The sequence below is a fragment of the Moraxella sp. CTOTU46711 genome, from assembly GCF_031975715.1.
Lineage (GTDB): Bacteria > Pseudomonadota > Gammaproteobacteria > Pseudomonadales > Moraxellaceae > Faucicola.
The window spans coordinates 26,222-47,733 of the sequence record NZ_DALYMP010000006.1 but is presented as its reverse complement, the minus strand read 5'-3'; the positions used below and the strand labels follow the sequence as shown (position 1 = coordinate 47,733).

Sequence of the window (21,512 nt, the reverse complement as noted above, 5' to 3'; positions counted from 1 at the left end):
ATAATGTGATTACCTGCTGATTTTAACCATTAAATTGAAGGTAATCGTCATGATTGATGCAGATGGCTTTCGAGCGAACGTAGGTATCATCTTGGCAAATACACACGGACAAGTACTGTGGGCAAAACGCGTGGGTCACGATGCTTGGCAATTTCCACAAGGTGGCATTGATTTTGGTGAAACGCCGCTTGATGCAATGTACCGGGAATTGTGGGAAGAAGTCGGACTGTATCCTCAGCATGTCAAAGTGTTGTCACAAACCCAAAATTGGCTTCGTTATCGGTTGCCAAAACGTTTTGTACGACAAGGACAATATCCTTTGTGTATTGGACAAAAACAAAAATGGTTTTTGCTCCAGCTAGATGAGAACAATGTAGAACATATCCGTTTTGATACGGCAAAACCTGAATTTGACCGCTGGGAATGGGTCAGTTATTGGTATCCACTTAACCAAGTGGTGGCATTTAAACGTAATGTATATCGCCGCGCCTTGTTTGAGTTATCACCGCAGTTGCCACTCAAAAAAGAATTGTTACTACCTAAAAATGTAAAAATTCATTCCTATTAAACCTAAACAAATAAACCCAAAAAAAGCTCACTTTAGTGAGCTTTTTTTGGCTTATCGTTAGAGGTTATCCAGTATTGCCCCATTCCATCCAATAAAAAACCCTTTGCAGTTGCAAAGGGTTTTTGACAATAAGCGATTAAACTTATTTTTTGTTACGACCTGCAAATGCGCCGAAACGTTTGTTGAAGCTTGCCACACGACCTTCGTTTTGGGTTTTACGTTGTTCGCCGGTATAGAATGGGTGTGAGGCACTTGAAATATCGAGTGCGACGTATGGGTATTCTTTACCTTCGTATTCGCGAGTTACTTTCGATTTGATAGTCGAGCGAGTTAAAAAGTAAACGTCAGCGTTGGTGTCGTGGAATAAAACTTCTTGATAAGCTGGATGGATATCTGCGCGCATGGTTAGGTCTCTAGTCATTATCCTGCCCTTTGGTCTGCAGTTAGTATGCGTGGCATGAACCTTTATTTTGCTAAAAATTCACCCAAACACCCAACCGATTAAAGCCAACACAGGATGGATTGATAAAATTGGAAGCCGAATTTTACTAGATTTGCTTTATTTTTGCAAGTTATTTCCACTGCAGCCATTTTGTGAAGCTTGTATTTTCACCCGCTAACAGCATCCATTTTTGCGGTTGTTTAACATGCGCGTCGCTCACGGGTGGCACTTCAAGTACCAACAACTCATCACGACGAAAGACATGACACACGGCAGGGTCTTCACTAATTGTTTGGGTTTTGGCAGTGGCTTTGAGCCATTTTTCGCTCGCCTTTAACCCATCAATTGCCACGATGACGTCATTAGCAGAAATCCCTGCAGCAGCGGCTTGGCTATTTCGCACAACACGTTGCACTTTTAACCCAGTAGGCTCGCTCATATATTTCATGCCCCAAGTAATATCATCGTCTTTTTGTTCAATACTCACACCCTGTTCTGACAACAGTTCAAATAGCGGTAATTCTGTCGTGCCGTCGATATAATTGGCTCTAAAATCTTGCCAAACGTCTTTGGGTAAACATTCATTCATGACGTCATCTAGATTGGCGTCCGTCATACCAAAACGGCGATTATCTTGGGCTCTGGCTTTGTCATAAAAAACTTTTATCACATCAAAAATACGTTTGCCATGGTTTATCAAAGTCAAATCTAAACATAACGCCACCAGCGCGCCTTTGTTGTAGTAGCTAATCCCGGCATTGGCGGTGTTCTCATCGCTACGATATAGCTTTATCCACGCATCAAAGCTTGACTCTGCCACGCTTTGCAAGGCGCGTCCGTGGGTTTGATAGTAGCGATTGATTTGTTCAGCAAGCAGTTTAAGATAGCTATCTTGCGAAATAACCCCGCTTTTTTGTAGCATAAAATCATCCACATAACTGGTAAAGCCTTCAAACACCCATAGCAAGGTGGTGTAAGTCTCTTGGTTAAAGTTGGTGGTTAAAAAAACTTCGGGACGCACGGTTTTAACCCACCAGGCATGAAAATATTCATGGCTACACAAACCCAAAAAGCGTTGATAACTTTCGCTTGGATCAGTTTGTTCAAAAAATGTGGGTAGGTCATCTCGTGGGGTAATCAAACTGGTACTGGCAAGGTGCTCAAGTCCGCCATAGTCGCTTGAAGTCGCCATGGTCATAAACAGATAATCATCAAACGGCGTATTACCGAGCCAATCGACATAGCTTTGACAAATTTTGCTAAGGTCAGTTTCTAGCCGTTCAAGGTCGCTGTGCTGTACACCAGAAATCACAAATCGGTGGGCAATGGTGTTTTCGCCACTTTTTACATCGAACCAAAATTCATCTTGCTCAGCAATTTCAAACGGGCTGTCAGTAAGTTGCTCGTAGTTGTTGGCAGTTAGCTGATAGATGGTTTGTTTGGCTTGTTGGTGCATTTTTTCGGGTAAGGCGGTGGCTAGGCTGACTTCCACACCGTTTACCTCATAAAAGTCTTGCGGGCAAATGAGTTCGGCTTTAATCGCTTGGTTTTCTTGCCCTTGTACTGCTAATGCTAGGGAGGTGAAGTTGCCGTACAGGCGAGTTTCATCGACATACGCCCCACGCACCGATAAGTCATAAGCATAGACTTCATAAGTGACGCTAATGCGGTCGCCTGGTTTGGCGTGGATTTGCCAGTGGTTTTTATCGATTTTTTTAAGCCGTTGATTGTTCTTGGCATCTGAATCATGGATGGTGGCAGTGACTGCCGTAATGTGTTTGCTAAATTCTCGAATCATATAACTACCCGCAATCCAAGCAGGTAGCCAAACGATTGGGTTGTCGTTGTCCGCAGTAAACGTAAGCGTGACATCGACAAGGTGTTCACGAAATTTTTTAAAATCGAATTGGTAATGAATTTGGGACATTTTTTATCAGCTTTTTAGTGATTATATTTAAATATTGAAATAGGGTTACATTTTAGCAGATTGATTTTAGGAATTTGCAACTTTTACGGCTACCAAAAAGCTATCTCACAGCGAGATGGCTTTTTTTGTGTTTTTGATAATTACAGCTCGAATCGTTACCGCTTGAATAATTACAGCTCGCCAAATTTTAATTGCTGATGCCACAGTTGATAATCTGGCATGACTCGTGCCACCTGCGCCCAAAATCGTGCCGAATGATTGGGCTCAATCAGATGACAAAGCTCATGTACTAACACGTAATCCGCGCAGTCTGGTGGGAATTGCGCCAGCCAAACGGACAAGCGAATGGTTTTGGCTTGCGTGCTACAACTGCCCCATCGGGTTTTCATGGTGTAGGGCGTGATTCTGCTGGCGGATTTGCCTACTTTGTCTTGCCAAAACGCTTGGCGGTTTTGGATAAATTGAGTGAGCCAAAATTTATAAATATGGCGTAAGGTTTTGGCAATATCCAATTGCGCCAGCTCGCTTGGTTTTATGTGGTGCTTTATCAATAAGTCTTTAAGCACAACCTGTTGCCCTTCAAAGTAAATATTGCTTTCAAGGGTCAAATTTGCCAAGTCTTTAACATCATTGATATAGGCAGGTTTTTTGGGTTTAAGTTCTTTAAGTTTTCGTTGTTTTTGCTGACAGTCGATTGCCCATGCAAGGCGATATTCAAGCGATTGCATCAGCAGGTGTTGTGGCATACGCATGGGATAAGACACGCTGAGCAAGCTAGTAAACGGTGCTTCATCAATCGATTTGATACGAAAGTTGATATGTTTGACCCGTTTGCTTTCAATCGCAAGTTTGATACCTTGCTCAGCGTAGGCGGTGAGTACAGTTTGCATAAGTTTTAGCAATTATTGACGCAAATAATGCTCAAAAATCGCCCCAAAGTCATAATTACGAATGGTCTTTAAACGCTCGCCATAGGCATTTTCTACTTGTGCGACAGTTTGGTTAATGACATCCGGCAAGTTAAGCACCACATTTTCTGACAGTTCGCGTAAGCTAAACATATTGGTGACGGTATTAAAGGATTTTTCTAGCACCGTTTCTTCATGGGCAATGCGTTTGCATTGCTCGCTAATCGCAGTCAGCGCCTTATAGATGTCGCGGATTTGCTCGATTTGATTTTTGTCGATATCAATCGAAAACGCCATACCGCCCAAGCTAAATTTTAGCTCAGCATCCATATCCATCGTGCCTGCCGTCTCAATCATGATATTGGCGGGCTGAAAATTGCGGTATGGATAGCGTTTTAGTAGGCGTTTTTTACTGGTCGCCGACTGCCCATCAAGGTGGATAAAGGCGACATTGGTAAAGCAATATTCGTCCATTTTTGACTTAATCACAAAATAAATCCGCTCGTTATCTTCATGAAAAATATAGTCATCAATATCGGTTTGGTTAAACTGACTCGGTGAGATGATTTTACCGATGTCACTCAAACCCAATGCATCTGAGGCAAGATTTTTAAACATAATCACTTCCTGTTTTATCCATAAAAATTGTTAAAAACGCTGTTTGTGCGAAAAACTGTTTTCGATAACATAACACAAATATCACATTGGCAACATAGATGTCATGCTGATTACTGGCTATGATAACGCCATAACACTGATAATAAACAATAAATGAAAATTAAGGAACAAAAATGAAAGCCAAGCCAACATCTAGCAATTTGACCGATATTGATTCGGATAGTTTTACTGTGCAATTGGATGATGAATCCTTGTCATCAAGCCATATTGAAGCGGGTGAAAGTGGTCTGACCGAGATTCATCGCCAAAATATTGATGAGCAGCGTATTGATGAATTACTGGTTGAAGATAGCTTTAACGAAGAGCACTATCCGACTATTGGTGATATCGCTGACCCTGATGCCGCAGATGAAAGTTATAAAGACTGATTTTCTGTACTGAAATTTTTTGTATTTAAAGGTCAAAAATAAACATCAAAAAGGTTGGTAAGTTACCAACCTTTTTTGTTGGTTTGCAGTTAATAAGGCTCTCTATTAATGCTAGTCATAATCCGCTTTAAGCCCAAGCTTTAACAATAAGTCTTAATAATAAGTATTAATACCAACCTTGCAGATTTTGTTGCCACGCTTGCACGTGTGGCAATGCCAGTGATTCAAATAAATCAATATGCGCAGCATCCACATTGAGTGCAGGGATATAATGATAGTCCCCACCGCCATTGGACTGGAATGTCTGTCGATTTTCGACTGCCAACTCCTCTAGCGTCTCTAAGCAATCTGCCGAAAATGCTGGGCTCAGCACTTGCACTGACTTGACGCCCTGCTTACCCCACTCGGTTAAGGTAACATCCGTATAAGGTTTGACCCATTCTTGCTTACCAAAGCGCGATTGAAAACTACATTCCCACTCATGACGCTCAAGCCCCAGCACTTGCGCCAAATGCGCTGCCGTACAGCGACAACGTCTGGCATACGGATCGCCTTTTTGCTCATATGGCTCTGGAATCCCGTGAAAACTCAATAGCAATTTTTCAGGTTTGCCATGTTCAGCTTGGAAGCGTTTGACGCTCTCAGCCAAGGCTTGGATGTATTGCGGATTGGCAAAATAATCTTTAACAAAGCTAATGCTAGGTAAATTACGCTGCTTAAGTCCCCATTTGGCGACGACATCAAACACCGCGCCAGTGGTTGAACCGGAAAACTGCGGATAAGCTGGCAATATCACGATTTGTTCTACTTTTTTGGCAGTTAATGCCGATAGCACATCTGTTAACGCAGGTTTGCCATAGGTCATGGCAGCATGGACGCTTACTTTGCAAGGCAGTTGATGTTGGTCAAATCGCTGCTGCAACAAGTCCACTTGGGCAAGCGTGATTTTACGCAGTGGGGAATCACCGTCCCACACGCTAGCATAGGCGTGGGCAACCCGTTTGGGGCGACTGCGTAGCACAAACAAGTTTAAGATGATTTGCCAAATAAACTGCGGAATCTCAATCACGCGCGGATCGGACAAAAATTGTTTGAGATAGCGACGCACCGCTGCTTCAGTTGGTGCATCGGGTGTTCCCAAATTCACAAGGACAACGGCAATTTCAGGTGGATTGCTTGGTTTCATAATTTGTCTTTAATCCAAAAAATCATAAAAAAAGTGGGGTTAAGATTAGCATATTTACTAGGGTGCGCGTACTGGATAATCACCTAAAATTGCTCAATCATTGCATTTTTTAAGCTGTATTTGAATCAATGACAACCTAGCCCACCCATCACCAGTAGGGCATCCACTAGGCGAGAATTTTGCTCAGATGATACAGGACTTTTACTTTTAAAGATTCCGTTTTGTGAGGGGCTGCTAGCCGAATCACCGTCTACTTGGTGGCTATACTGCTTGGGCTGTTGGTGGTGCTGTTGGCTTTGGTAACCGTTTATATGGCTGAGGGGATGGTGGCTTTGATGATGGATAATCGTCGTTTCGCTTGTGGCTTTACTAGCATTGGCAGCCAAAACCGATGTTGGCTGATGAAACGCCAAATACGTCAATGCCAAAAACCCCGTGAGCGCCAATCCTGTGAGCGATAGGAGTGTATGGTGGGGTGATGATGCTAAATTTAGCATTTGAATTCCAAGTTGTGATAACCCATATAAACCCTTACAATAGCTATACTTTTAATGCGTTATCAATCAAAAATTAGTGAGAAAGCGGGTGAGTACACAGCAACACAAACCACATACCAAGATTTTACCTGAAGCTGAATTGACTGTCCCCAAAAATTTTGACGACGATCATCCTATTAGTTTTGCCAAATCTGGTGGCAAATCTGTGGGTATCGTCACACCGCAAAAAATTCATTTTGATAGCCCACTGACGTTAGAATGCAATCGCACGCTGCCATTTTTTGATTTAATGGTGGAAACTTATGGCGAGCTCAACGCCGATAAATCTAATGCGATATTGATTTGTCATGCGCTATCGGGCAGTCATCATGCGGCTGGCTATCATAGCAGCGATGATAAAAAAGCAGGCTGGTGGGATACATTCATTGGTCCTGGCAAAGCGATTGATACCACGCGTTTTTTTGTGGTATGTCTTAACAACATTGGCAGCTGCTACGGCTCGACGGGTCCAACCAGTACCAACCCAGAAACGGGCAAGCCCTATGGTCCTGATTTTCCCTTGGTCACCATCAAAGACTGGGTAAAAACCCAAGTCATGCTCTCTGACTATCTGGGCATTGACATCTGGCATGCGATTGTTGGTGGCTCAATGGGCGGCATGCAAGCCATGCAGTGGTCAATTGACTATCCGAGCCGGCTAAAAAAATGTGTGGTCATTGCCAGCACGCCGAAGCTGTCTGCGCAAAATATTGCCTTTAACGAAGTGGCACGCCAATCGATTTTATCCGATCCTGATTTTTGTGAAGGACGCTACATCGAGCAAGGCAAAATCCCCAAACGCGGCTTGATTTTGGCGCGTATGGTCGGTCATATCACTTATCTCACCGATGAAGCGATGCGGGTAAAATTTGGACGCGATTTGAAAGCTGGCAAGCTGATGTTCAACTACGATGTAGAATTTCAAGTGGAAAGTTATTTACGCTACCAAGGTGAGCAGTTTAGTGAACGTTTTGATGCCAATACCTATTTGCTGATGACCAAAGCCTTAGATTATTTTGACCCGGCGCGTGGCACGATTGAGGATGACAGTATCAATGATAGCTTGAGTGATACCGATGCGCTACGGTTGGCATTGGCTAACACCCAATGTAAGTTTTTAATTATATCGTTTACCACCGATTGGCGGTTTAGCCCAGAGCGCTCGCAAGAAATTGTGGATGCGTTAATTGCCAATGGTAAGCCCGTAAGCTATATCAATATCGATGCCGCCTATGGGCATGATTCGTTTTTGTTTGATATTCCAACCTATCGTCACTCGGTATTTAATTTTTTAACCGCCTAACTTAGATTTAATTTTGGATTTAACTTTGGATTTAACGAGAATTGAATGAAAATAGATCATCAACTTGCTGAACGCTGGATCAAACCCAATGCCAAAGTCTTGGATTTAGGCTGTGGAAACGGTGATTTACTCGCGCATTTGCAAAACAAATTGGGCGTGTTTGGCTATGGTATCGAAATCGACCAAACTAAAATCAATGACTGTGTTACCAAAGGCGTCAACGTCATTGAGCAAGACTTAAATGATGGGTTGGCGCGGTTTGCCGACGCAAGCTTTGATACCGTGGTGATGGCGCGCGCCCTACAAGCCGTTAAAGAGCCCGACCAACTACTCCTCGACATGGTACGTGTTGGCAAAGAAGTGATTGTGACTTTCCCTAATTTTGCACATTGGCAAAACCGTATTCACTTGGGTATCAAAGGCATGATGCCAATGTCTGAAGCGCTGCCGTTTGCTTGGTACAACACGCCCAATATTCACTTGTGTACCTTTAAAGACTTTGAAAAGCTGTGTCATGACAATGACATCCGTATCATTAATCGTTTTGCGGTACAAGAAAGTGAAAAGCCCTACCCTTGGGCACTGGCGCAAATCATCCGCAAAAACCCCAACTTACTTGCCGATGTGGCAATCTATCGGGTTACCAAAAATTAAGTTTTTTTATCGCTGATTCTATGCCTATGAAGATTTAGTAATCGGATAAATTACCGTCTAATCTAACAGTATGTCACAAAAGTAAAACCCTACACGACACCAATTGTCGCAATTCTTTGTTTCCTCTGTGAAATATTGTAACAACTGTTTACATTTTCACTTAAATATTTGAAACGCAAAGCAAACAGTGTTAACCTAAAACAATCAAAAGATTGCGTTATATTATTAAAACATAACGAATGGCTAAATCATTGTAAAAATTAAGATTTTCTGTTAATTCGTTTACCTATTTATTAAGTTTATTTTATCTAAACCTAGGCAAGCTTGCGATGGCTGCAGCTTGATACTCGGAGTTGGTTATGAAATTATTAAAAGTCACCGTATTAACTGCATTTTTAGGCTTATCGGGCGTTGCAAGCGCTGAACTGGTTGCCAATATTCCACTCAATGGCTCACGCTATGACAGCATGGAACCAATGGAATTACTTAGCCAAGCTAAAACTGGCAACCAACAAGCCCAATTCTTCCTAGCCAAACGCTACCAAAAAGGTCTTGGCATTCAGCAAAACTTCCAACAAGCCATCCAGTGGTACACCACCGCCGCCAAACAAGACATTGCACCTGCACAATTAAATCTTGCCATGATGTATATTCGTGGCGAAGGCGTGCAGCCTAATGCTGGGCAAGCGCGTTATTGGTTAGAAAAAGCGGCAAAACTTGGTGATAACCGTGCCAGCTATACCCTAGCCATGCTAGATGAAAAAGAAAAGAAATTGGTCGATGCCTACAAATGGTATGACCTAGCGGCCCGTGACGGCATGCTATCAGACCAAGTACGTACCCGCGCGCAAAGCAAAATCGGTCAATTGGCATTAAACTTGTCATCACAAGACATCGCCACTGCACGTAGCCGTGCGGATTCTTGGTTCCAAAGCAAGTAAGTTTAATACAAAGAATTTTGGGTTAACTGTTAACCTACCCATTAAAGTTTATGAAACCCTAGTATTTACTAGGGTTTTTTGTTTTTATGGGTTAAATTAATCAAGATTGCTCGGCGCACATTGATTGTATGAAATCGCGCATTCATGGATTTTTTTGTACAGTTTTATGCGTCAGGCACTAGCGCGTTAGCCAAGTAGTTGCCACCCCAGTTTTTGTTACCTTTTTTTGGATATGCCCTATGTCAAGCCCTGCCCTACCGTCAAAAAATCAGCTTTGGCTATTAGTTGCCGCCGCTGCGGCTATTTTATTGATTACGTCGGGGATTCGTCTATCGCTTGGGTTATTTATCAAACCGATTGATGCTAGCGCGCATATTGGCATTGTGCAAATCAGTTTTGCCTTAGCGGTGACACAGCTGATGTGGGGCGTGTCACAGCCTGTGACAGGGGCACTGGCGGATAAGTTTGGCGCATGGCGGGTACTGTTGTTCGGTACTTTGCTACTGGCGATTGGCTGTTTTAGTGTACCCTATTTTGTCAGCGCCGGTGGTTTGGTGGTCACGCTTGGGATTTTGGTCGCATTTGGCACAGGTGCGGGTAGTTTTTCAGTGCTGATGGGGCAAGTGGCGAATCAAACCCCACCCCATATGCGCGGCACTGCGTCGGGTATTATCAATGCGGGCAGCTCGTTTGGACAATTTTTATTTGCGCCGATTTTACAAGGGTTAATTGCTCTGCCAGTGGTTGGGTGGACAGGGGCAATGTATTTTATGGCAGGGACAAGTTTGCTGTGTTTGCCGCTGGCTTATTATCTCACGCAGGGTAACAATGTAGGTAAACATGCGCCTGCCGCTTCGTCGGCGGTTGCCAATAACCAAGCCCACGAAACGCTATCACAAGTCATCCGACGCGCGCTTAGCGATCGTAACTACTGGCTGCTGCATATTGGCTTTTTTACCTGTGGTTTTCATATTGCGTTTTTGGTCACTCATTTACCGATGGAAGTGACGTTGGCGGGTCTTGGTAGCAATGTTGCCTCTTGGTCGCTCGCGTTGATTGGCTTATCAAATGTGGTTGGTAGTTTGTTTGTCGGTTGGTGTGTGGGGCAATTTCGCAGTAAATATATTTTGTTTTGGATGTATTTGAGCCGTACTATCTTGATTGCGATTTTCCTGATGGCACCTAAGACGGCAACGACTTTTTTTATATTTGCGGTTAGCTTAGGTCTAACTTGGCTTGCCACGGTACCCCCGACTGCTGCAACCGTGGGCAAGTTGTATGGGGTCAAATATTTGGCAACCTTGTTTGGTTTGGTGTTGTTTAGTCACCAAGTTGGTGGGTTTTTGGGCGCTTATTTGGGGGGAATTGTGGTCGATAAATTCGGTAATTATCAGTATATGTGGTATGCCGATATGGCGCTGTCTGCCTTGGCTGCTGTGCTCAATCTGCCGATTCAAGAGCCAAAAATGATGAAAGCCAATGCTTAATGCTATGAGTGATGCCATACGCTAAAATCAGTTGCGATATGGCTGTCAGCATCTAAGATGATTTCTTCATTTTGATAACGTTGTTTGACACTCAACAATGCCTCATCTTCGCTATTTGCGGTAACTTCTACCAATTGACTTAACGTCTCTTTGACTTCAATATAAAAAGTTTGCATAGCACTTCCTAAAATTAAATTAAAAATTTTTTAAATAAATTATGCATCTATTCTTGGATAAAAATCTTGCGGCAAATTATCAAAGTCCTTCACAAGTGGCAAGAGTGCTAACCGAAAGTTGGCTACAACAGAATATTTATTGCCCCAGTTGCGGCAATGAAGCTATTGAATCATTTCAAAATAATCAACCTGTTGCCGATTTCTTCTGCTCACAATGCCATGAAGAATATGAATTAAAAAGCAAACAAGGCACAAGTATAGGCAATAAAGTGGCTGATGGCGCATATCATACGATGCTTGAGCGAATTGCTGCTAAGAACAATCCCAGTTTTTTCTTTTTGTGCTATCGTAAAACGGATTTGGCGGTACAGCATCTCATAGTTATCCCTAAGCATTTTTTTACACCAAACATTATTATGCCACGTGCCAAAGGCTTGCCCACTCGACCCAACTACATCATGTGCTCAATGGATATCAGCCAACTGCCTACAAGTGGTAAGATTTCTTTAGTGACCAATGGCAATATCGTTGCCAAAGACACAGTCATTGAGCAATGGCAACAACATTTATTTTTACGTCAAACCACTGCCAAGCAAAAAGGTTGGCTGTTGGCAATCATGCAATGTGTTGAAAAACTGCCTAATCCCAATTTTACACTCAAAGATATTTATGCCTACACGCCAATACTTGCCAAACAATTTCCAAGCAATCAACATATTCATGCTAAAATTCGCCAGCAATTACAAATTTTAAGAGACAAACATATTATCGAATTTCTGGGCAACGGCAACTATCGCAAAATACCATATTAAAATTTGAGAAAAAGCAATGACACTATTGATACATACAACTGATTTTAAAAAGATTGTCCAATGTGAATTTGAAAATTTTTATGCCAGTTATATCGACTTTGACCAACAACAATGGCAGTTTATACAGCAGCTGAATGAAAAAAAACAAACGAAAAAAGCGACGTAGAAATTTCTTATTTGTTTCAATTTGATAGAATCAAGCATAGTGACTATGTTGAGATTTTTCATAATGGCATGGATGAAGCGTTTATCCAAAACAATATTCTAAATGTCATTCAAAGCCATCTGCCTAATGTTCATTACTATTTTGACTAAAATTTATGCCGACCCTTACCCAACAATCCCCTGCCAAAATCAATCTATTTTTACATATTACCGGTAAACGCCCCGACGGCTATCACAATCTACAAACTGTATTTCGGCTGATAGATTTATACGATACGCTCACTTTTAGTCATACGGATACAACCATTGGCGACAACTTGCCCGTCACCCTTACCAATGCCGAGCACGTCACCGACAACCCTGCCGACAATCTGATTGTTAAAGCGGCCATTGCCTTATTAGCCTTTGCCAAAAATCATCAAATCTTGAGTGACTCGCAAATCGCCCAATTACCGATTGTTGATATTCACCTCGATAAACGCATTCCGATGGGGGCAGGCTTGGGCGGGGGTTCGTCTAATTGTGCGACAGCCCTGATGACGCTCAATACCTTATGGAAAATAGGATTGAGCAATGAGCAGCTACGCCTCATTGGCGCAAAACTAGGCGCGGATGTACCGATATTTATTTTTGGCAAAGATGCCATTGCTGAAGGCATTGGCGAGATTTTAACGCCGATTGACTTGCCTGCGCAGCAATTTTTATTGTTAAAACCCGATGCCCATATCAGCACGGCTGAACTGTTCGCCCATCCGCTGCTAAAACGGGACTGTGCAAGCCTGTCTCATCACTATTTGCAAAGCCATTGCCATGCCTTTACCAATCAGTTAACTGATGGCTTTACCAATGTTTTTGAACCTGTGGTATGTGCCTTATCTGCGGACGTCAACGCCGCGATGAATGTTTTAATGACGCTTGCCGCCAACACCCACACCACACCGCGCATGACGGGCTCAGGAAGCTGTGTGTTTTTACCAGTACCTAGCGATTTTGATAAAAATAGCATTAAACACTGGCTACAATCCTTACCTTTTCACGCGTATTGGGTGCATACGCTGTAACAAAATTTTGAGAAATCAACAATTGCAAAAATTTTGATGTTTATGCCCAAAAAAAGCTTGCAATTTTATGTTTTTTGGTTAAAATATCGCTTCCAATATAGGGGTATCGCCAAGTTGGTAAGGCACCAGGTTTTGATCCTGGCATCCGTTGGTTCGAGTCCAGCTACCCCTGCCATATTCAAAGATGTACAGATTTTCTTGTGCATCACGTAGTAAAAATTTTGTCATAAAATCTGCGCTGTTCAAGACATTTTACATTGACAAAATCGCCTAAAATCGGTATAGTTCGCACCGTCACAGGGGTATCGCCAAGTTGGTAAGGCACCAGGTTTTGATCCTGGCATTCGTTGGTTCGAGTCCAGCTACCCCTGCCATTTTCTTTACTAACCCATTTTTAGTAGTTGACGTAATGACGTTTTTCTCATCCTAATTGTAAAAGTTAGTTGATGAGTTTTTTTTGTTTGATGAAACCGTCGTTGGTCTAGAAAAATAGGACTCGCATATGCCTTATTTGGCGATTTTTACCGGAAATGCCCATCCAGAATTGGCAAAAAATGTCACCAATCACTTACATATTCCGCTAGGACGTGCCGATGTGACGCGTTTTTCGGATGGTGAAGTCGCGGTTGAAATCCAAGAGAATGTACGTGGTAAAGACGTCTTTATCCTACAATCAACTTGCTCACCGACCAATGACAATTTGATGGAAATCATGGTAATGGCAGATGCCTTGCGCCGTGCCAGTGCAGGTCGTATTACTGCAGTGATGCCATATTTTGGTTATGCGCGTCAAGACCGTCGTCCTCGCTCAGCGCGTGTCCCTATCTCAGCAAAAGTGGTCGCTGATATGCTCAATATCGTGAGCATTGACCGTGTTGTTACCGTGGATTTGCACTCAGACCAGATTCAAGGTTTCTTTGATATTCCTGTAGACAATATTTACGGTACGCCGGTTTTATTTAAAGATTTACGTGAGCAAAAATACGATAACTTAATGGTAGTATCCCCTGACGTGGGCGGTGTGGTGCGTGCCCGTGCGATGGCAAAACAGTTAGGCGATGCCGACATGGCAATTATCGATAAACGCCGCGCCAAAGCCAACGAATCAGAAGTCATGCATATCATCGGTGATGTTAAAGACCGTGATTGCGTGATTATCGATGATATGGTGGATACCGCAGGTACCCTGTGCAAAGCCGCTGCCGCATTAAAAGAACGTGGCGCGCGCCGAGTGGTGGGTTACATCACTCACCCAGTATTGTCAGGTAAAGCAATCCAAACAATTGCAGCGTCAGTGCTTGATGAACTTGTCGTAACCGATACTATTCCACTGTCAGATGCCGCAAAAAACACGGGCAAAATTCGCCAAGTGACCATTGCGCCTATGCTGGCTGAAGCGCTACGTCGTATCAACAATGAAGAATCATTGAGTGCGATGTTTGACATTATGTAGGTGATATTAAGCAGTGTTAGTCAACATGTGGAATGCAGGCTTAGTGGTTCCGTCCATGTTGCTATTGTTAACTTGCCATTTGCAAAATAATTGTTAAAGTTTTGCCATTTTTTAAAAAAGTGGCAATTAACGCATAAATTGGTCGCAAATTTATGCTTTTTTTCACTCGCTAGTCACTTGTCAATCTTTATAAGTAAAGCTTTGTAAGTAAAGGCAAAAAGCCAAGTCATACTGACAAGGTATCCCTGACTAGCCTAACCCAAGGAAACTCCCATGAGTAACCAAACTTTTGAATTAAACGCTGTCGTACGTGGCGACGAGTTACAAGGTAAAGGTGCGAGCCGCCGCCTTCGTAAACAAAACCTAGTACCAGCAATCGTATACGGTGCAGACAAAGAGCCAGCCTCTATTGCTATCCGTTATAATGAATTGATTAAATCACTTGAAACAGAAAGTTTCTTCTCTCACATTTTGACCATCAACGTAGAAGGTCAAGGTACGGAAGAAGTGGTGATTAAAGCACTACAACGTCATCCAGCCAAAAATACCCCAATGCACGCTGACTTCCAACGTATCGTCCGTGGTCAAGCAATGCACATCACTGTTCCTGTACACTATGTAGGCGCTGAAGATGCACCGGGTCATAAAGCAGGCGGTATCTTTGTATCGAATGCCACTGAACTTGAAATCACTGCCATTCCTTCAAAAATCCCAGAATACTTGACAGTCGATGTATCTGGCATGAACGTCGGTGATTCGATTCACTTATTAGATATCCAGTTACCTGAAGGCGTTGCCATTCGTGAGCTTGAAGTGACTGAACCGTTTAACCGTACCGTGGCTACTATGCAAGCACCGACGGTGGAAGTTGAAGAGCCAATCGAGCCAGAAGCAAATGAAGAAGCTGCCGGTACTCGTGATCCTGAAGGTGACGAAGAAGCACGTAAGCTTCAAGCACAAGATGACACCCATGATGCCCCAAAATCTGATGATGAATAATCATTTGTCATTTGCCGCTTAAGTTGGAATAATCAGCGTGTCAAAACTTAAACTGATTGTCGGACTTGGCAACCCAGGTCAGCAGTATGCCCAAACACGGCATAATGCTGGCTTTTGGTTTGTGGAGCGTATAAGCGAGACGTTTAACATCACCATGACGTTGGATAAAAAATTTCATGGTTTGGTTGGGCGTGGCTTAGTGTATGGCATGGATATACGCTTATTGTTACCGCATACTTTTATGAATAAATCAGGGGAAGCGGTGGTGCCGATGGTGAATTTTTATGGCATCCACAATGACGAACTGCTGATTGTTCATGATGAGCTTGACCTTGATGTGGGTCGTATGCGCTTAAAAACAGGCGGTGGTCATGGCGGTCATAATGGACTGCGTGATATCGTGCCGCATATCGGTGCAGATTTTCACCGTTTACGTTTGGGGATTGGTCATCCAGGACATAAGTCCAAAGTATCGGGTTATGTGCTTGGCAAACCGACCGCTGACGAGCAAATCGCATTTGACAGTATGCTAGATGCTGCCATGCGTACCCTGCCCGATTTGGTAACAGGTGACTTAGCCAAAGCCCAGCAAGCCATCAATAGTTTTAAACTACCTAATGCCTAACGTTAACCAAAGGACAAGATTGATAAATCTTAGGGTCTATCCTTGAACTTTTATTTTCCTTCCATATATTGATTGCAAGATGGATGAATTTCTCACCTTAGATTTCAATCATGTTTAAATTTTATCGAGTTGGTTAATAGCCTCTCATGACTAGCCTGCTCACTTTTACCACAATGACGCGCATCGCGTTAACCTGACAAGGTAAGGAACGATCATGTTATTAACCCTATTAAAAGCCAAACTTCACCGCGCGCGTGTGACCCATTGTGAGCTTCACTACGAAGGTTCATGTGGCATTGATAGCGAGTTACTCGACTTGGCGGGCATCCGTGAGAACGAATCAATCGACATTTACAATGTCAACAATGGTAAACGTTTTCGTACCTATGCGATTCGTGCAGAGGCGGGCTCAAAAATGATTTCGCTCAACGGGGCAGCCGCTCACATGGCAGATTTGGGCGATGTGGTAATTATCGCTGCTTACGCGCAAATGGATGAGAAAGAAGCCGACAACCATCATCCACGCTTGGTTTACCTTGACGAAGGTAATATTGTTAAAGACACTGCCAACGTGATTCCTGTACAGGTTTCTTAATACAGCTTTATCATTACCACGAATGCGCAAGTAAATTAGGCGAGTCATTGAATACTCGCCTTTTTGTTGTATGCATTTTTTATTTAGGCAATACGTTTGGTTGATGGGTGGGTCAAGCCTAAATTGCACGTTGGCAATCTGCTTGCGATAGGTTAATTAGCACCAATGTGGCAGATAACGAAAGGCTCACTCTACAATTAATAACGTTTACTTTTAGTGTCTGTTAATAAAAAAAGCCGAAATTGATTCGGCTTTTTTAAAAAATTAAAGGGCTTAAAGAAGGCAAGATAGGCGATTATTTTTCTACGCCAGCTTCTTGACCTTTATATTTGGCGTTTGCGTAATCCCAGTTGACCAGTTTGTCTAGGAAAGTGTCGACGTAGTCTGGACGACGATTACGATAATCGATGTAATAAGCATGTTCCCACACGTCACACGTCAATACCGCAACTTGGTTATGCGCTAATGGGGTATCTGCGTTTGCAGTTTTGGTGATTGATAATTGACCACCAATGCTATCAGCCACTAACCATGCCCAACCTGAACCAAATTGGCTTACAGCCGCGTTTTTGAATTCTTCACGGAATTTTGCATACGAACCAAAAGCTTCTTCGATTTTGGCTTTTAAATCGCCTGTTGGTTCACCGCCACCATTGGCAGTTAGGCAGTTCCAGTAGAAAGTATGGTTCCAAACTTGTGCCGCTTGGTTAAAAATTGTTGCTTTGCTGCTATCACCTGCGGTGGCTTTGATGATTTCATCTAGCTCTTTACCTTCAAGCCCTGAACCTGGTAGTAGCTCATTTAGTTTGTTGACATACGCTGCATGGTGTTTGTCATGGTGGAATTCTAGGGTTTCTGCACTGATATGTGGCTCAAGCGCATTTTTGGCGTATGGTAAATCTGGTAATGTAATGTGTGACATGTTATTTTCCTTTTTCCTTCGCTATTGTTGTGATGACTCTATGATAAAAGTAACCACATGCCATTTGTGTGATAAAAGCTTTGTATTAAAAGCGCATATATCAAAACCATATCCAAAATGGCAAGTTGGCTGGGTTTATGTTATTTAGTTTATGTTATTTATCTATGCTTCATCAAGCTTTATCAAGGGTTAAAAACGCTCACCAATTTTACTATCGTTAGCTTTGTTTGTTAACCTTGCTATCATTAGCCTTGATAATATCCTCATAACACATGGGTTATTTTGCCATAAAAATTGGCAGAATTTAACCGTTTCTATAGTGGGGATTTATTATCTTGTGGGGTAAAAATCAATGAGTGAATGCTAATAAGCTGATTTTTAACCCGTTACTCCCTATTTGATGATAGCAAATTACTCAAAAAAAACTGTAGTGGTTTGGTATAAGGCTTCTGCAATGTGAGTATTTGCAGCGCGAGCCACTGTTAACTATGCTATGATAAGGTTAAGTTTTTTATGCAAAATACACAGTGGGTCTGTATGTCAGTTTCTATCCCCAAGCAAATACTTCCTACCCGCCAGTTAGTCCTCGCCAGTAATAACCAAGGCAAACTCGCAGAATTTAAGCAATTATTTGAACAAGCCAATCTTGAGATAACAGTCACCCCACAAGGGCAATTGGGCATTGAGGATGCGATCGAAGATGGACTTAGTTTTATTGAAAACGCGCTGATTAAAGCCCGTCATGCCAGCCGTATTAGCGGGCTGCCTGCGATTGCTGATGATTCCGGTTTATTTGTACCCATACTGGGCGGTCAACCTGGGATTTATTCTGCGCGTTTTGCCCAAGATGAAGCCAGCTTTAGCCAGCATAAAGACTTAGCCAATAACCAAAAATTATTGCGGCTGCTTGAACCCCACAGACACACGAATGAGCCGATTATCGGGCAGTTTGTTTGCGTTTTGGCACTCGTGCGCCATGCTGATGACCCGCTACCCATCATTGCACAAGGGATTTGGCAAGGTGAAATCTTGTCCGCCCCGCTAGGTGAGCTGGGTTTTGGTTATGACCCGCTATTTTGGGTACCTAGCGTACAAAAAAGCGCTGCCGAGATGCAAAAGACCGATAAAAACCGCATTAGTCATCGTGGGCAAGCGATGCAGCAACTGCTAATGCAATTGATGAAGTAAGATAAGAGTGCAATTAATGACGTAAAGGTTTGCAATTCACGTCTATCACTTGCATATAGACAGGGTGTGACTGCTAAGGCAATCGATACAGAGATTTTACAGCAACAATTTTTTTACTTTATGTGGCGATTAATTTATACTATACCACTTTCGGTTAATTTTTGCCTTTTAGCATGCGTTAACCCACAGATTTTGGATTGCGTATTTTATAGGCTTTTTTCAATCCCCTTAAAAGCCTGATAACTTATCGCTATTTACCCTTATGAGTGGCACCCACGCTGCTCTTTTTTGATATTTTATGGAAGGTTTTGTTATGTCAAATTCAATTGTGTCAGATTCAACAGTTACTAACTTAGAAGTAACTACCAACAAAAAATCAAATCTTGAAACCCAAATCACGGTTAAAGTACCTGTGTCAACCATTCAAGGTCGCGTGGAAAAACGCATCAACCAAGTGGCAAAAACCGCTAAAATTGACGGTTTCCGTAAAGGTAAAGTGCCCGTATCACACATTCGCGCTCAATATGGCGCAGGTATCCAGCAAGAAGTCATCAATGACGTGATTCGCGATACCGTATTTGATGCGATTCGCCAAGAAAACATCCGCGCTGTGGGTATGCCAAACATTGATGACGTCAAACTTGAAAACGACTTTTTGGTGTATCAAGCCACGGTTGAAGTATTCCCAGAAGTTGAAGTTCAAGGTTTAAGCGACATTGAAGTTGAGCGTCAAGTAGCCACTGTGGGCGATGCCGATGTTGATACTATGATTGAAAACCTACAAAAACAACGTCAAACTTTTGTCGCGACCGAAGACGCAGCGGCCAACGGTGACCAAGTCAAGTTCGACTTTGAAGGCTCAATCGATGGCGAAAAATTTGAAGGTGGTAGTGCCGAAGACTTTAGCCTAGTGTTAGGTAGTGGTCGTATGATTCCAGGTTTTGAAGATGGTATCAAAGGCATGAAAGCGGGCGAAGAAAAAACCATCGACGTGACGTTCCCAGAAGATTACCAAGCCGAAAACCTACAAGGCAAACAAGCACAGTTCAAAATCAACGTCAAATCAGTTGAGCAATCACAATTACCAGAATTAAACGATGAGTTCCTTGAAGCATTTGGGGTAACAGAAGGCGGTTTAGACAAACTTAAAGCAGACGTGCGTAAAAACATGGAGCGCGAAGTAAAAAGCGCTGCCCGTAACCAAGTAAAAGAAGCGGCATTTAACGCCCTACTTGAAAAAAATGAAATCGACGTACCTGCATCGATGCTTGAGCAAGAAATCGATCGCCAACGCAGCATGATGTTAAACCGTTTTGCCCAACAATTTGGTGCAGATCCTAAAACTTTTAACAAAGATATGCTACCAAACGAATTATTTGAAGAGCAAGCCCTGCGCGCTGCCCGTCTTGGCATCATCGTTTCTAGCCTAATTGAGTCAAACAAACTTGAAGTTGACCAAGAACGTGTGACCAAATACATTAACGAAATGGCAGAAAACTACGAAGATCCAAACGAAGTTATCGACTATTACACCAACAATGCGCAAGAACGTGCCAACATTGAAGCGGTGGTGTTAGAAGATCAAGTGGTCGATCATATCTTGTCTCAAGGTAAAGTGACTGACACTGAAGTATCTTACCAAGATTTACTGGCTAGCCAACAACAACAAGCGATGATGTAATAATTGGCTTAATCCATTCTTAGGCATTTAAGCTTAAGGATCTGAGAATGTATTTTTAGTCAGCTTAGTAACTTGTTTTTATGCCAATTGCCCTTATAAACGATAAGGGCTTTTGCATATTTAAAAAGGACAATAACATGTTAGAAAAATTCTTGGACTCTCCTTTCGCGACGAGTCAAATCCAAAATACCGTAACCCGTGACGTGTTGTCACCGCAAAGTGCTTTAGTACCTATGGTGGTCGAGCAATCGGCTCGCGGTGAGCGCTCATTTGACATCTATTCACGCCTATTACGTGAGCGTGTGGTGTTCTTAGCCGGTCAAGTTGAAGACCACATGGCGAATTTAATTGTCGCCCAGTTGTTGTTCCTAGAAGCGGAAAATCCAGAAAAAGACATTCACTTATACATCAATTCACCAGGTGGCTCTGTGAGTGCAGGTCTTGCCGTGTTTGACACCATGAACTTTATCCAGCCACAAGTGTCAACGATTTGTATGGGCGGTGCTTATAGCATGGGTTCATTCTTACTGGCAGCAGGTGAAAAAGGCAAACGCTATGCCTTAGCCAATGCGCGTGTGATGATTCACCAACCGTCAGGTGGGGCACAAGGTCAAGCGACCGATATTGAAATCAATGCGCGTGAAATCCTAAAAATCCGTGAACGCTTGAATAAAATCTTGGCAGAACGTACCGGTCAGCCACTTGAGAAAATCGCCCGTGATGTCGAGCGTGACTATTGGCTAGATGCCCAAGAAGCCAAAGAATACGGTCTGATTGATGAAGTATTAGAAAAACGTCCAAGCATTGCTTAATAGGTTACACAATCACAAAGCAATT

At 42.8% G+C, this 21,512-nt stretch carries 23 protein-coding genes and 2 tRNA genes; 17 read left to right on the top strand and 8 right to left on the bottom strand.

Features of this window, described 5'->3' with window-relative positions; all coding sequences use genetic code 11:
• Positions 1 to 49: 49 nt before the first annotated feature.
• Positions 50 to 568 carry an RNA pyrophosphohydrolase gene (locus RTJ53_RS08895; RefSeq protein ID WP_036596083.1) on the top strand — a complete coding sequence of 173 codons (519 nt, stop codon included), beginning with the start codon at positions 50 to 52 and terminating at the stop codon, positions 566 to 568.
• A gap of 142 nt (positions 569 to 710) precedes the next feature.
• Here the strand turns inward: RTJ53_RS08895 and RTJ53_RS08890 are convergent, their stop codons facing one another.
• From RTJ53_RS08890 to RTJ53_RS08875, 4 genes are all read right to left on the bottom strand, one after another.
• Entirely contained in the window at positions 711 to 971 is a 261-nt protein-coding gene (locus RTJ53_RS08890) for a type B 50S ribosomal protein L31 (protein WP_007117222.1), read from the bottom strand.
• A 169-nt stretch (positions 972 to 1,140) separates the two neighbouring features.
• A complete protein-coding gene (locus RTJ53_RS08885) occupies positions 1,141 to 2,937 on the bottom strand; it encodes a M61 family metallopeptidase (protein WP_312276657.1) in 1,797 nt (598 codons plus the stop codon).
• A gap of 170 nt (positions 2,938 to 3,107) precedes the next feature.
• On the bottom strand, positions 3,108 to 3,827 hold the full coding sequence (locus RTJ53_RS08880) for a M48 family metallopeptidase (RefSeq protein WP_312276656.1): 720 nt from the start codon (positions 3,825 to 3,827) through the stop codon (positions 3,108 to 3,110).
• 12 nt (positions 3,828 to 3,839) lie between these two features.
• Entirely contained in the window at positions 3,840 to 4,463 is a 624-nt protein-coding gene (locus RTJ53_RS08875; RefSeq protein ID WP_312276655.1) for a PH domain-containing protein, read from the bottom strand.
• 173 nt (positions 4,464 to 4,636) lie between these two features.
• Between RTJ53_RS08875 and RTJ53_RS08870 the strand changes: the two genes are divergently transcribed.
• Entirely contained in the window at positions 4,637 to 4,891 is a 255-nt protein-coding gene (locus tag RTJ53_RS08870) for a hypothetical protein (protein ID WP_219334454.1), read from the top strand.
• 166 nt (positions 4,892 to 5,057) lie between these two features.
• Here RTJ53_RS08870 and hemH read toward each other — a convergent pair whose 3' ends face one another.
• Positions 5,058 to 6,077 (bottom strand): ferrochelatase, encoded by a 1,020-nt coding sequence (gene hemH / locus RTJ53_RS08865; protein WP_312276654.1) that lies wholly within the window; start codon positions 6,075 to 6,077, stop codon positions 5,058 to 5,060.
• Between the two features lie 125 nt (positions 6,078 to 6,202).
• Positions 6,203 to 6,574: a hypothetical protein gene (locus tag RTJ53_RS08860; RefSeq protein ID WP_312276653.1), complete on the bottom strand. Its 372-nt coding sequence runs from the start codon at positions 6,572 to 6,574 to the stop codon at positions 6,203 to 6,205.
• A 175-nt stretch (positions 6,575 to 6,749) separates the two neighbouring features.
• On the opposite strand from RTJ53_RS08860, the gene metX reads away from it, so the two are divergent.
• The 4 genes from metX to RTJ53_RS08840 all read left to right on the top strand — a co-directional run bounded on the left by metX (position 6,750) and on the right by RTJ53_RS08840 (position 10,998).
• Complete coding sequence (gene metX, locus RTJ53_RS08855) at positions 6,750 to 7,916, top strand: homoserine O-succinyltransferase MetX (RefSeq protein WP_312276716.1); 1,167 nt, start codon at positions 6,750 to 6,752, stop codon at positions 7,914 to 7,916.
• Between the two features lie 45 nt (positions 7,917 to 7,961).
• Positions 7,962 to 8,570, top strand: coding sequence for a methionine biosynthesis protein MetW (gene metW / locus RTJ53_RS08850; protein WP_312276652.1), 609 nt, complete (start codon positions 7,962 to 7,964; stop codon positions 8,568 to 8,570).
• 359 nt (positions 8,571 to 8,929) lie between these two features.
• Positions 8,930 to 9,511, top strand: coding sequence for a tetratricopeptide repeat protein (locus tag RTJ53_RS08845; protein WP_135888607.1), 582 nt, complete (start codon positions 8,930 to 8,932; stop codon positions 9,509 to 9,511).
• 239 nt (positions 9,512 to 9,750) lie between these two features.
• Positions 9,751 to 10,998, top strand: coding sequence for an MFS transporter (locus RTJ53_RS08840; protein WP_312276651.1), 1,248 nt, complete (start codon positions 9,751 to 9,753; stop codon positions 10,996 to 10,998).
• A gap of 2 nt (positions 10,999 to 11,000) precedes the next feature.
• On the opposite strand, the gene RTJ53_RS08835 is transcribed toward RTJ53_RS08840, so the two are convergent.
• On the bottom strand, positions 11,001 to 11,174 hold the full coding sequence (locus RTJ53_RS08835; protein ID WP_219300595.1) for a DpnD/PcfM family protein: 174 nt from the start codon (positions 11,172 to 11,174) through the stop codon (positions 11,001 to 11,003).
• A 41-nt stretch (positions 11,175 to 11,215) separates the two neighbouring features.
• On the opposite strand from RTJ53_RS08835, the gene RTJ53_RS08830 reads away from it, so the two are divergent.
• From RTJ53_RS08830 to panD, 8 genes are all read left to right on the top strand, one after another.
• On the top strand, positions 11,216 to 11,986 hold the full coding sequence (locus tag RTJ53_RS08830) for a DpnI domain-containing protein (protein ID WP_312276650.1): 771 nt from the start codon (positions 11,216 to 11,218) through the stop codon (positions 11,984 to 11,986).
• Between the two features lie 320 nt (positions 11,987 to 12,306).
• On the top strand, positions 12,307 to 13,212 hold the full coding sequence (gene ispE / locus RTJ53_RS08825) for a 4-(cytidine 5'-diphospho)-2-C-methyl-D-erythritol kinase (RefSeq protein WP_312276649.1): 906 nt from the start codon (positions 12,307 to 12,309) through the stop codon (positions 13,210 to 13,212).
• Between the two features lie 99 nt (positions 13,213 to 13,311).
• Positions 13,312 to 13,387: transfer RNA gene (locus RTJ53_RS08820), tRNA-Gln, on the top strand.
• A gap of 123 nt (positions 13,388 to 13,510) precedes the next feature.
• Positions 13,511 to 13,586, top strand: a tRNA-Gln gene (locus RTJ53_RS08815).
• 128 nt (positions 13,587 to 13,714) lie between these two features.
• Positions 13,715 to 14,665 (top strand): ribose-phosphate pyrophosphokinase, encoded by a 951-nt coding sequence (locus tag RTJ53_RS08810; RefSeq protein WP_007117244.1) that lies wholly within the window; start codon positions 13,715 to 13,717, stop codon positions 14,663 to 14,665.
• Positions 14,666 to 14,938: 273 nt separating this feature from the next.
• Entirely contained in the window at positions 14,939 to 15,664 is a 726-nt protein-coding gene (locus tag RTJ53_RS08805) for a 50S ribosomal protein L25/general stress protein Ctc (protein WP_007117245.1), read from the top strand.
• 37 nt (positions 15,665 to 15,701) lie between these two features.
• Positions 15,702 to 16,289: an aminoacyl-tRNA hydrolase gene (pth, locus tag RTJ53_RS08800; RefSeq protein ID WP_312276648.1), complete on the top strand. Its 588-nt coding sequence runs from the start codon at positions 15,702 to 15,704 to the stop codon at positions 16,287 to 16,289.
• A 214-nt stretch (positions 16,290 to 16,503) separates the two neighbouring features.
• Entirely contained in the window at positions 16,504 to 16,884 is a 381-nt protein-coding gene (gene panD, locus RTJ53_RS08795) for an aspartate 1-decarboxylase (protein ID WP_036589204.1), read from the top strand.
• A gap of 295 nt (positions 16,885 to 17,179) precedes the next feature.
• Here the strand turns inward: panD and RTJ53_RS08790 are convergent, their stop codons facing one another.
• On the bottom strand, positions 17,180 to 17,806 hold the full coding sequence (locus tag RTJ53_RS08790) for a superoxide dismutase (RefSeq protein WP_312276647.1): 627 nt from the start codon (positions 17,804 to 17,806) through the stop codon (positions 17,180 to 17,182).
• A gap of 537 nt (positions 17,807 to 18,343) precedes the next feature.
• Between RTJ53_RS08790 and rdgB the strand changes: the two genes are divergently transcribed.
• The 3 genes from rdgB to clpP all read left to right on the top strand — a co-directional run bounded on the left by rdgB (position 18,344) and on the right by clpP (position 21,487).
• Positions 18,344 to 18,994, top strand: a complete 651-nt coding sequence (gene rdgB, locus RTJ53_RS08785; protein WP_312276646.1) for an RdgB/HAM1 family non-canonical purine NTP pyrophosphatase — start codon at positions 18,344 to 18,346, stop codon at positions 18,992 to 18,994.
• A gap of 313 nt (positions 18,995 to 19,307) precedes the next feature.
• The gene (tig, locus tag RTJ53_RS08780) at positions 19,308 to 20,675 is read left to right on the top strand and encodes a trigger factor (RefSeq protein WP_312276645.1); all 1,368 of its coding nucleotides are present in this window, start codon (positions 19,308 to 19,310) and stop codon (positions 20,673 to 20,675) included.
• A gap of 137 nt (positions 20,676 to 20,812) precedes the next feature.
• Entirely contained in the window at positions 20,813 to 21,487 is a 675-nt protein-coding gene (gene clpP / locus RTJ53_RS08775) for an ATP-dependent Clp endopeptidase proteolytic subunit ClpP (protein ID WP_007117251.1), read from the top strand.
• Positions 21,488 to 21,512 lie beyond the last annotated feature (25 nt).

Bases quoted from the DNA above. Each gene is read 5' to 3' on its own strand.
- clpP (WP_007117251.1), top strand. From the start codon at position 20,813: ATGTTAGAAAAATTCTTGGACTCTCCTTTCGCGACGAGTCAAATCCAA.
- RTJ53_RS08880 (WP_312276656.1), bottom strand. From the start codon at position 3,827: ATGCAAACTGTACTCACCGCCTACGCTGAGCAAGGTATCAAACTTGCG.
- RTJ53_RS08860 (WP_312276653.1), bottom strand. From the start codon at position 6,574: ATGCTAAATTTAGCATCATCACCCCACCATACACTCCTATCGCTCACA.
- RTJ53_RS08835 (WP_219300595.1), bottom strand. From the start codon at position 11,174: ATGCAAACTTTTTATATTGAAGTCAAAGAGACGTTAAGTCAATTGGTA.
- RTJ53_RS08885 (WP_312276657.1), bottom strand. From the start codon at position 2,937: ATGTCCCAAATTCATTACCAATTCGATTTTAAAAAATTTCGTGAACAC.
- RTJ53_RS08845 (WP_135888607.1), top strand. From the start codon at position 8,930: ATGAAATTATTAAAAGTCACCGTATTAACTGCATTTTTAGGCTTATCG.
- RTJ53_RS08870 (WP_219334454.1), top strand. From the start codon at position 4,637: ATGAAAGCCAAGCCAACATCTAGCAATTTGACCGATATTGATTCGGAT.
- rdgB (WP_312276646.1), top strand. From the start codon at position 18,344: ATGTCAGTTTCTATCCCCAAGCAAATACTTCCTACCCGCCAGTTAGTC.
- RTJ53_RS08830 (WP_312276650.1), top strand. From the start codon at position 11,216: ATGCATCTATTCTTGGATAAAAATCTTGCGGCAAATTATCAAAGTCCT.
- RTJ53_RS08805 (WP_007117245.1), top strand. From the start codon at position 14,939: ATGAGTAACCAAACTTTTGAATTAAACGCTGTCGTACGTGGCGACGAG.
- RTJ53_RS08890 (WP_007117222.1), bottom strand. From the start codon at position 971: ATGCGCGCAGATATCCATCCAGCTTATCAAGAAGTTTTATTCCACGAC.
- RTJ53_RS08895 (WP_036596083.1), top strand. From the start codon at position 50: ATGATTGATGCAGATGGCTTTCGAGCGAACGTAGGTATCATCTTGGCA.
- RTJ53_RS08875 (WP_312276655.1), bottom strand. From the start codon at position 4,463: ATGTTTAAAAATCTTGCCTCAGATGCATTGGGTTTGAGTGACATCGGT.
- metW (WP_312276652.1), top strand. From the start codon at position 7,962: ATGAAAATAGATCATCAACTTGCTGAACGCTGGATCAAACCCAATGCC.
- RTJ53_RS08810 (WP_007117244.1), top strand. From the start codon at position 13,715: ATGCCTTATTTGGCGATTTTTACCGGAAATGCCCATCCAGAATTGGCA.
- panD (WP_036589204.1), top strand. From the start codon at position 16,504: ATGTTATTAACCCTATTAAAAGCCAAACTTCACCGCGCGCGTGTGACC.
- ispE (WP_312276649.1), top strand. From the start codon at position 12,307: ATGCCGACCCTTACCCAACAATCCCCTGCCAAAATCAATCTATTTTTA.
- RTJ53_RS08790 (WP_312276647.1), bottom strand. From the start codon at position 17,806: ATGTCACACATTACATTACCAGATTTACCATACGCCAAAAATGCGCTT.
- RTJ53_RS08840 (WP_312276651.1), top strand. From the start codon at position 9,751: ATGTCAAGCCCTGCCCTACCGTCAAAAAATCAGCTTTGGCTATTAGTT.
- hemH (WP_312276654.1), bottom strand. From the start codon at position 6,077: ATGAAACCAAGCAATCCACCTGAAATTGCCGTTGTCCTTGTGAATTTG.
- tig (WP_312276645.1), top strand. From the start codon at position 19,308: ATGTCAAATTCAATTGTGTCAGATTCAACAGTTACTAACTTAGAAGTA.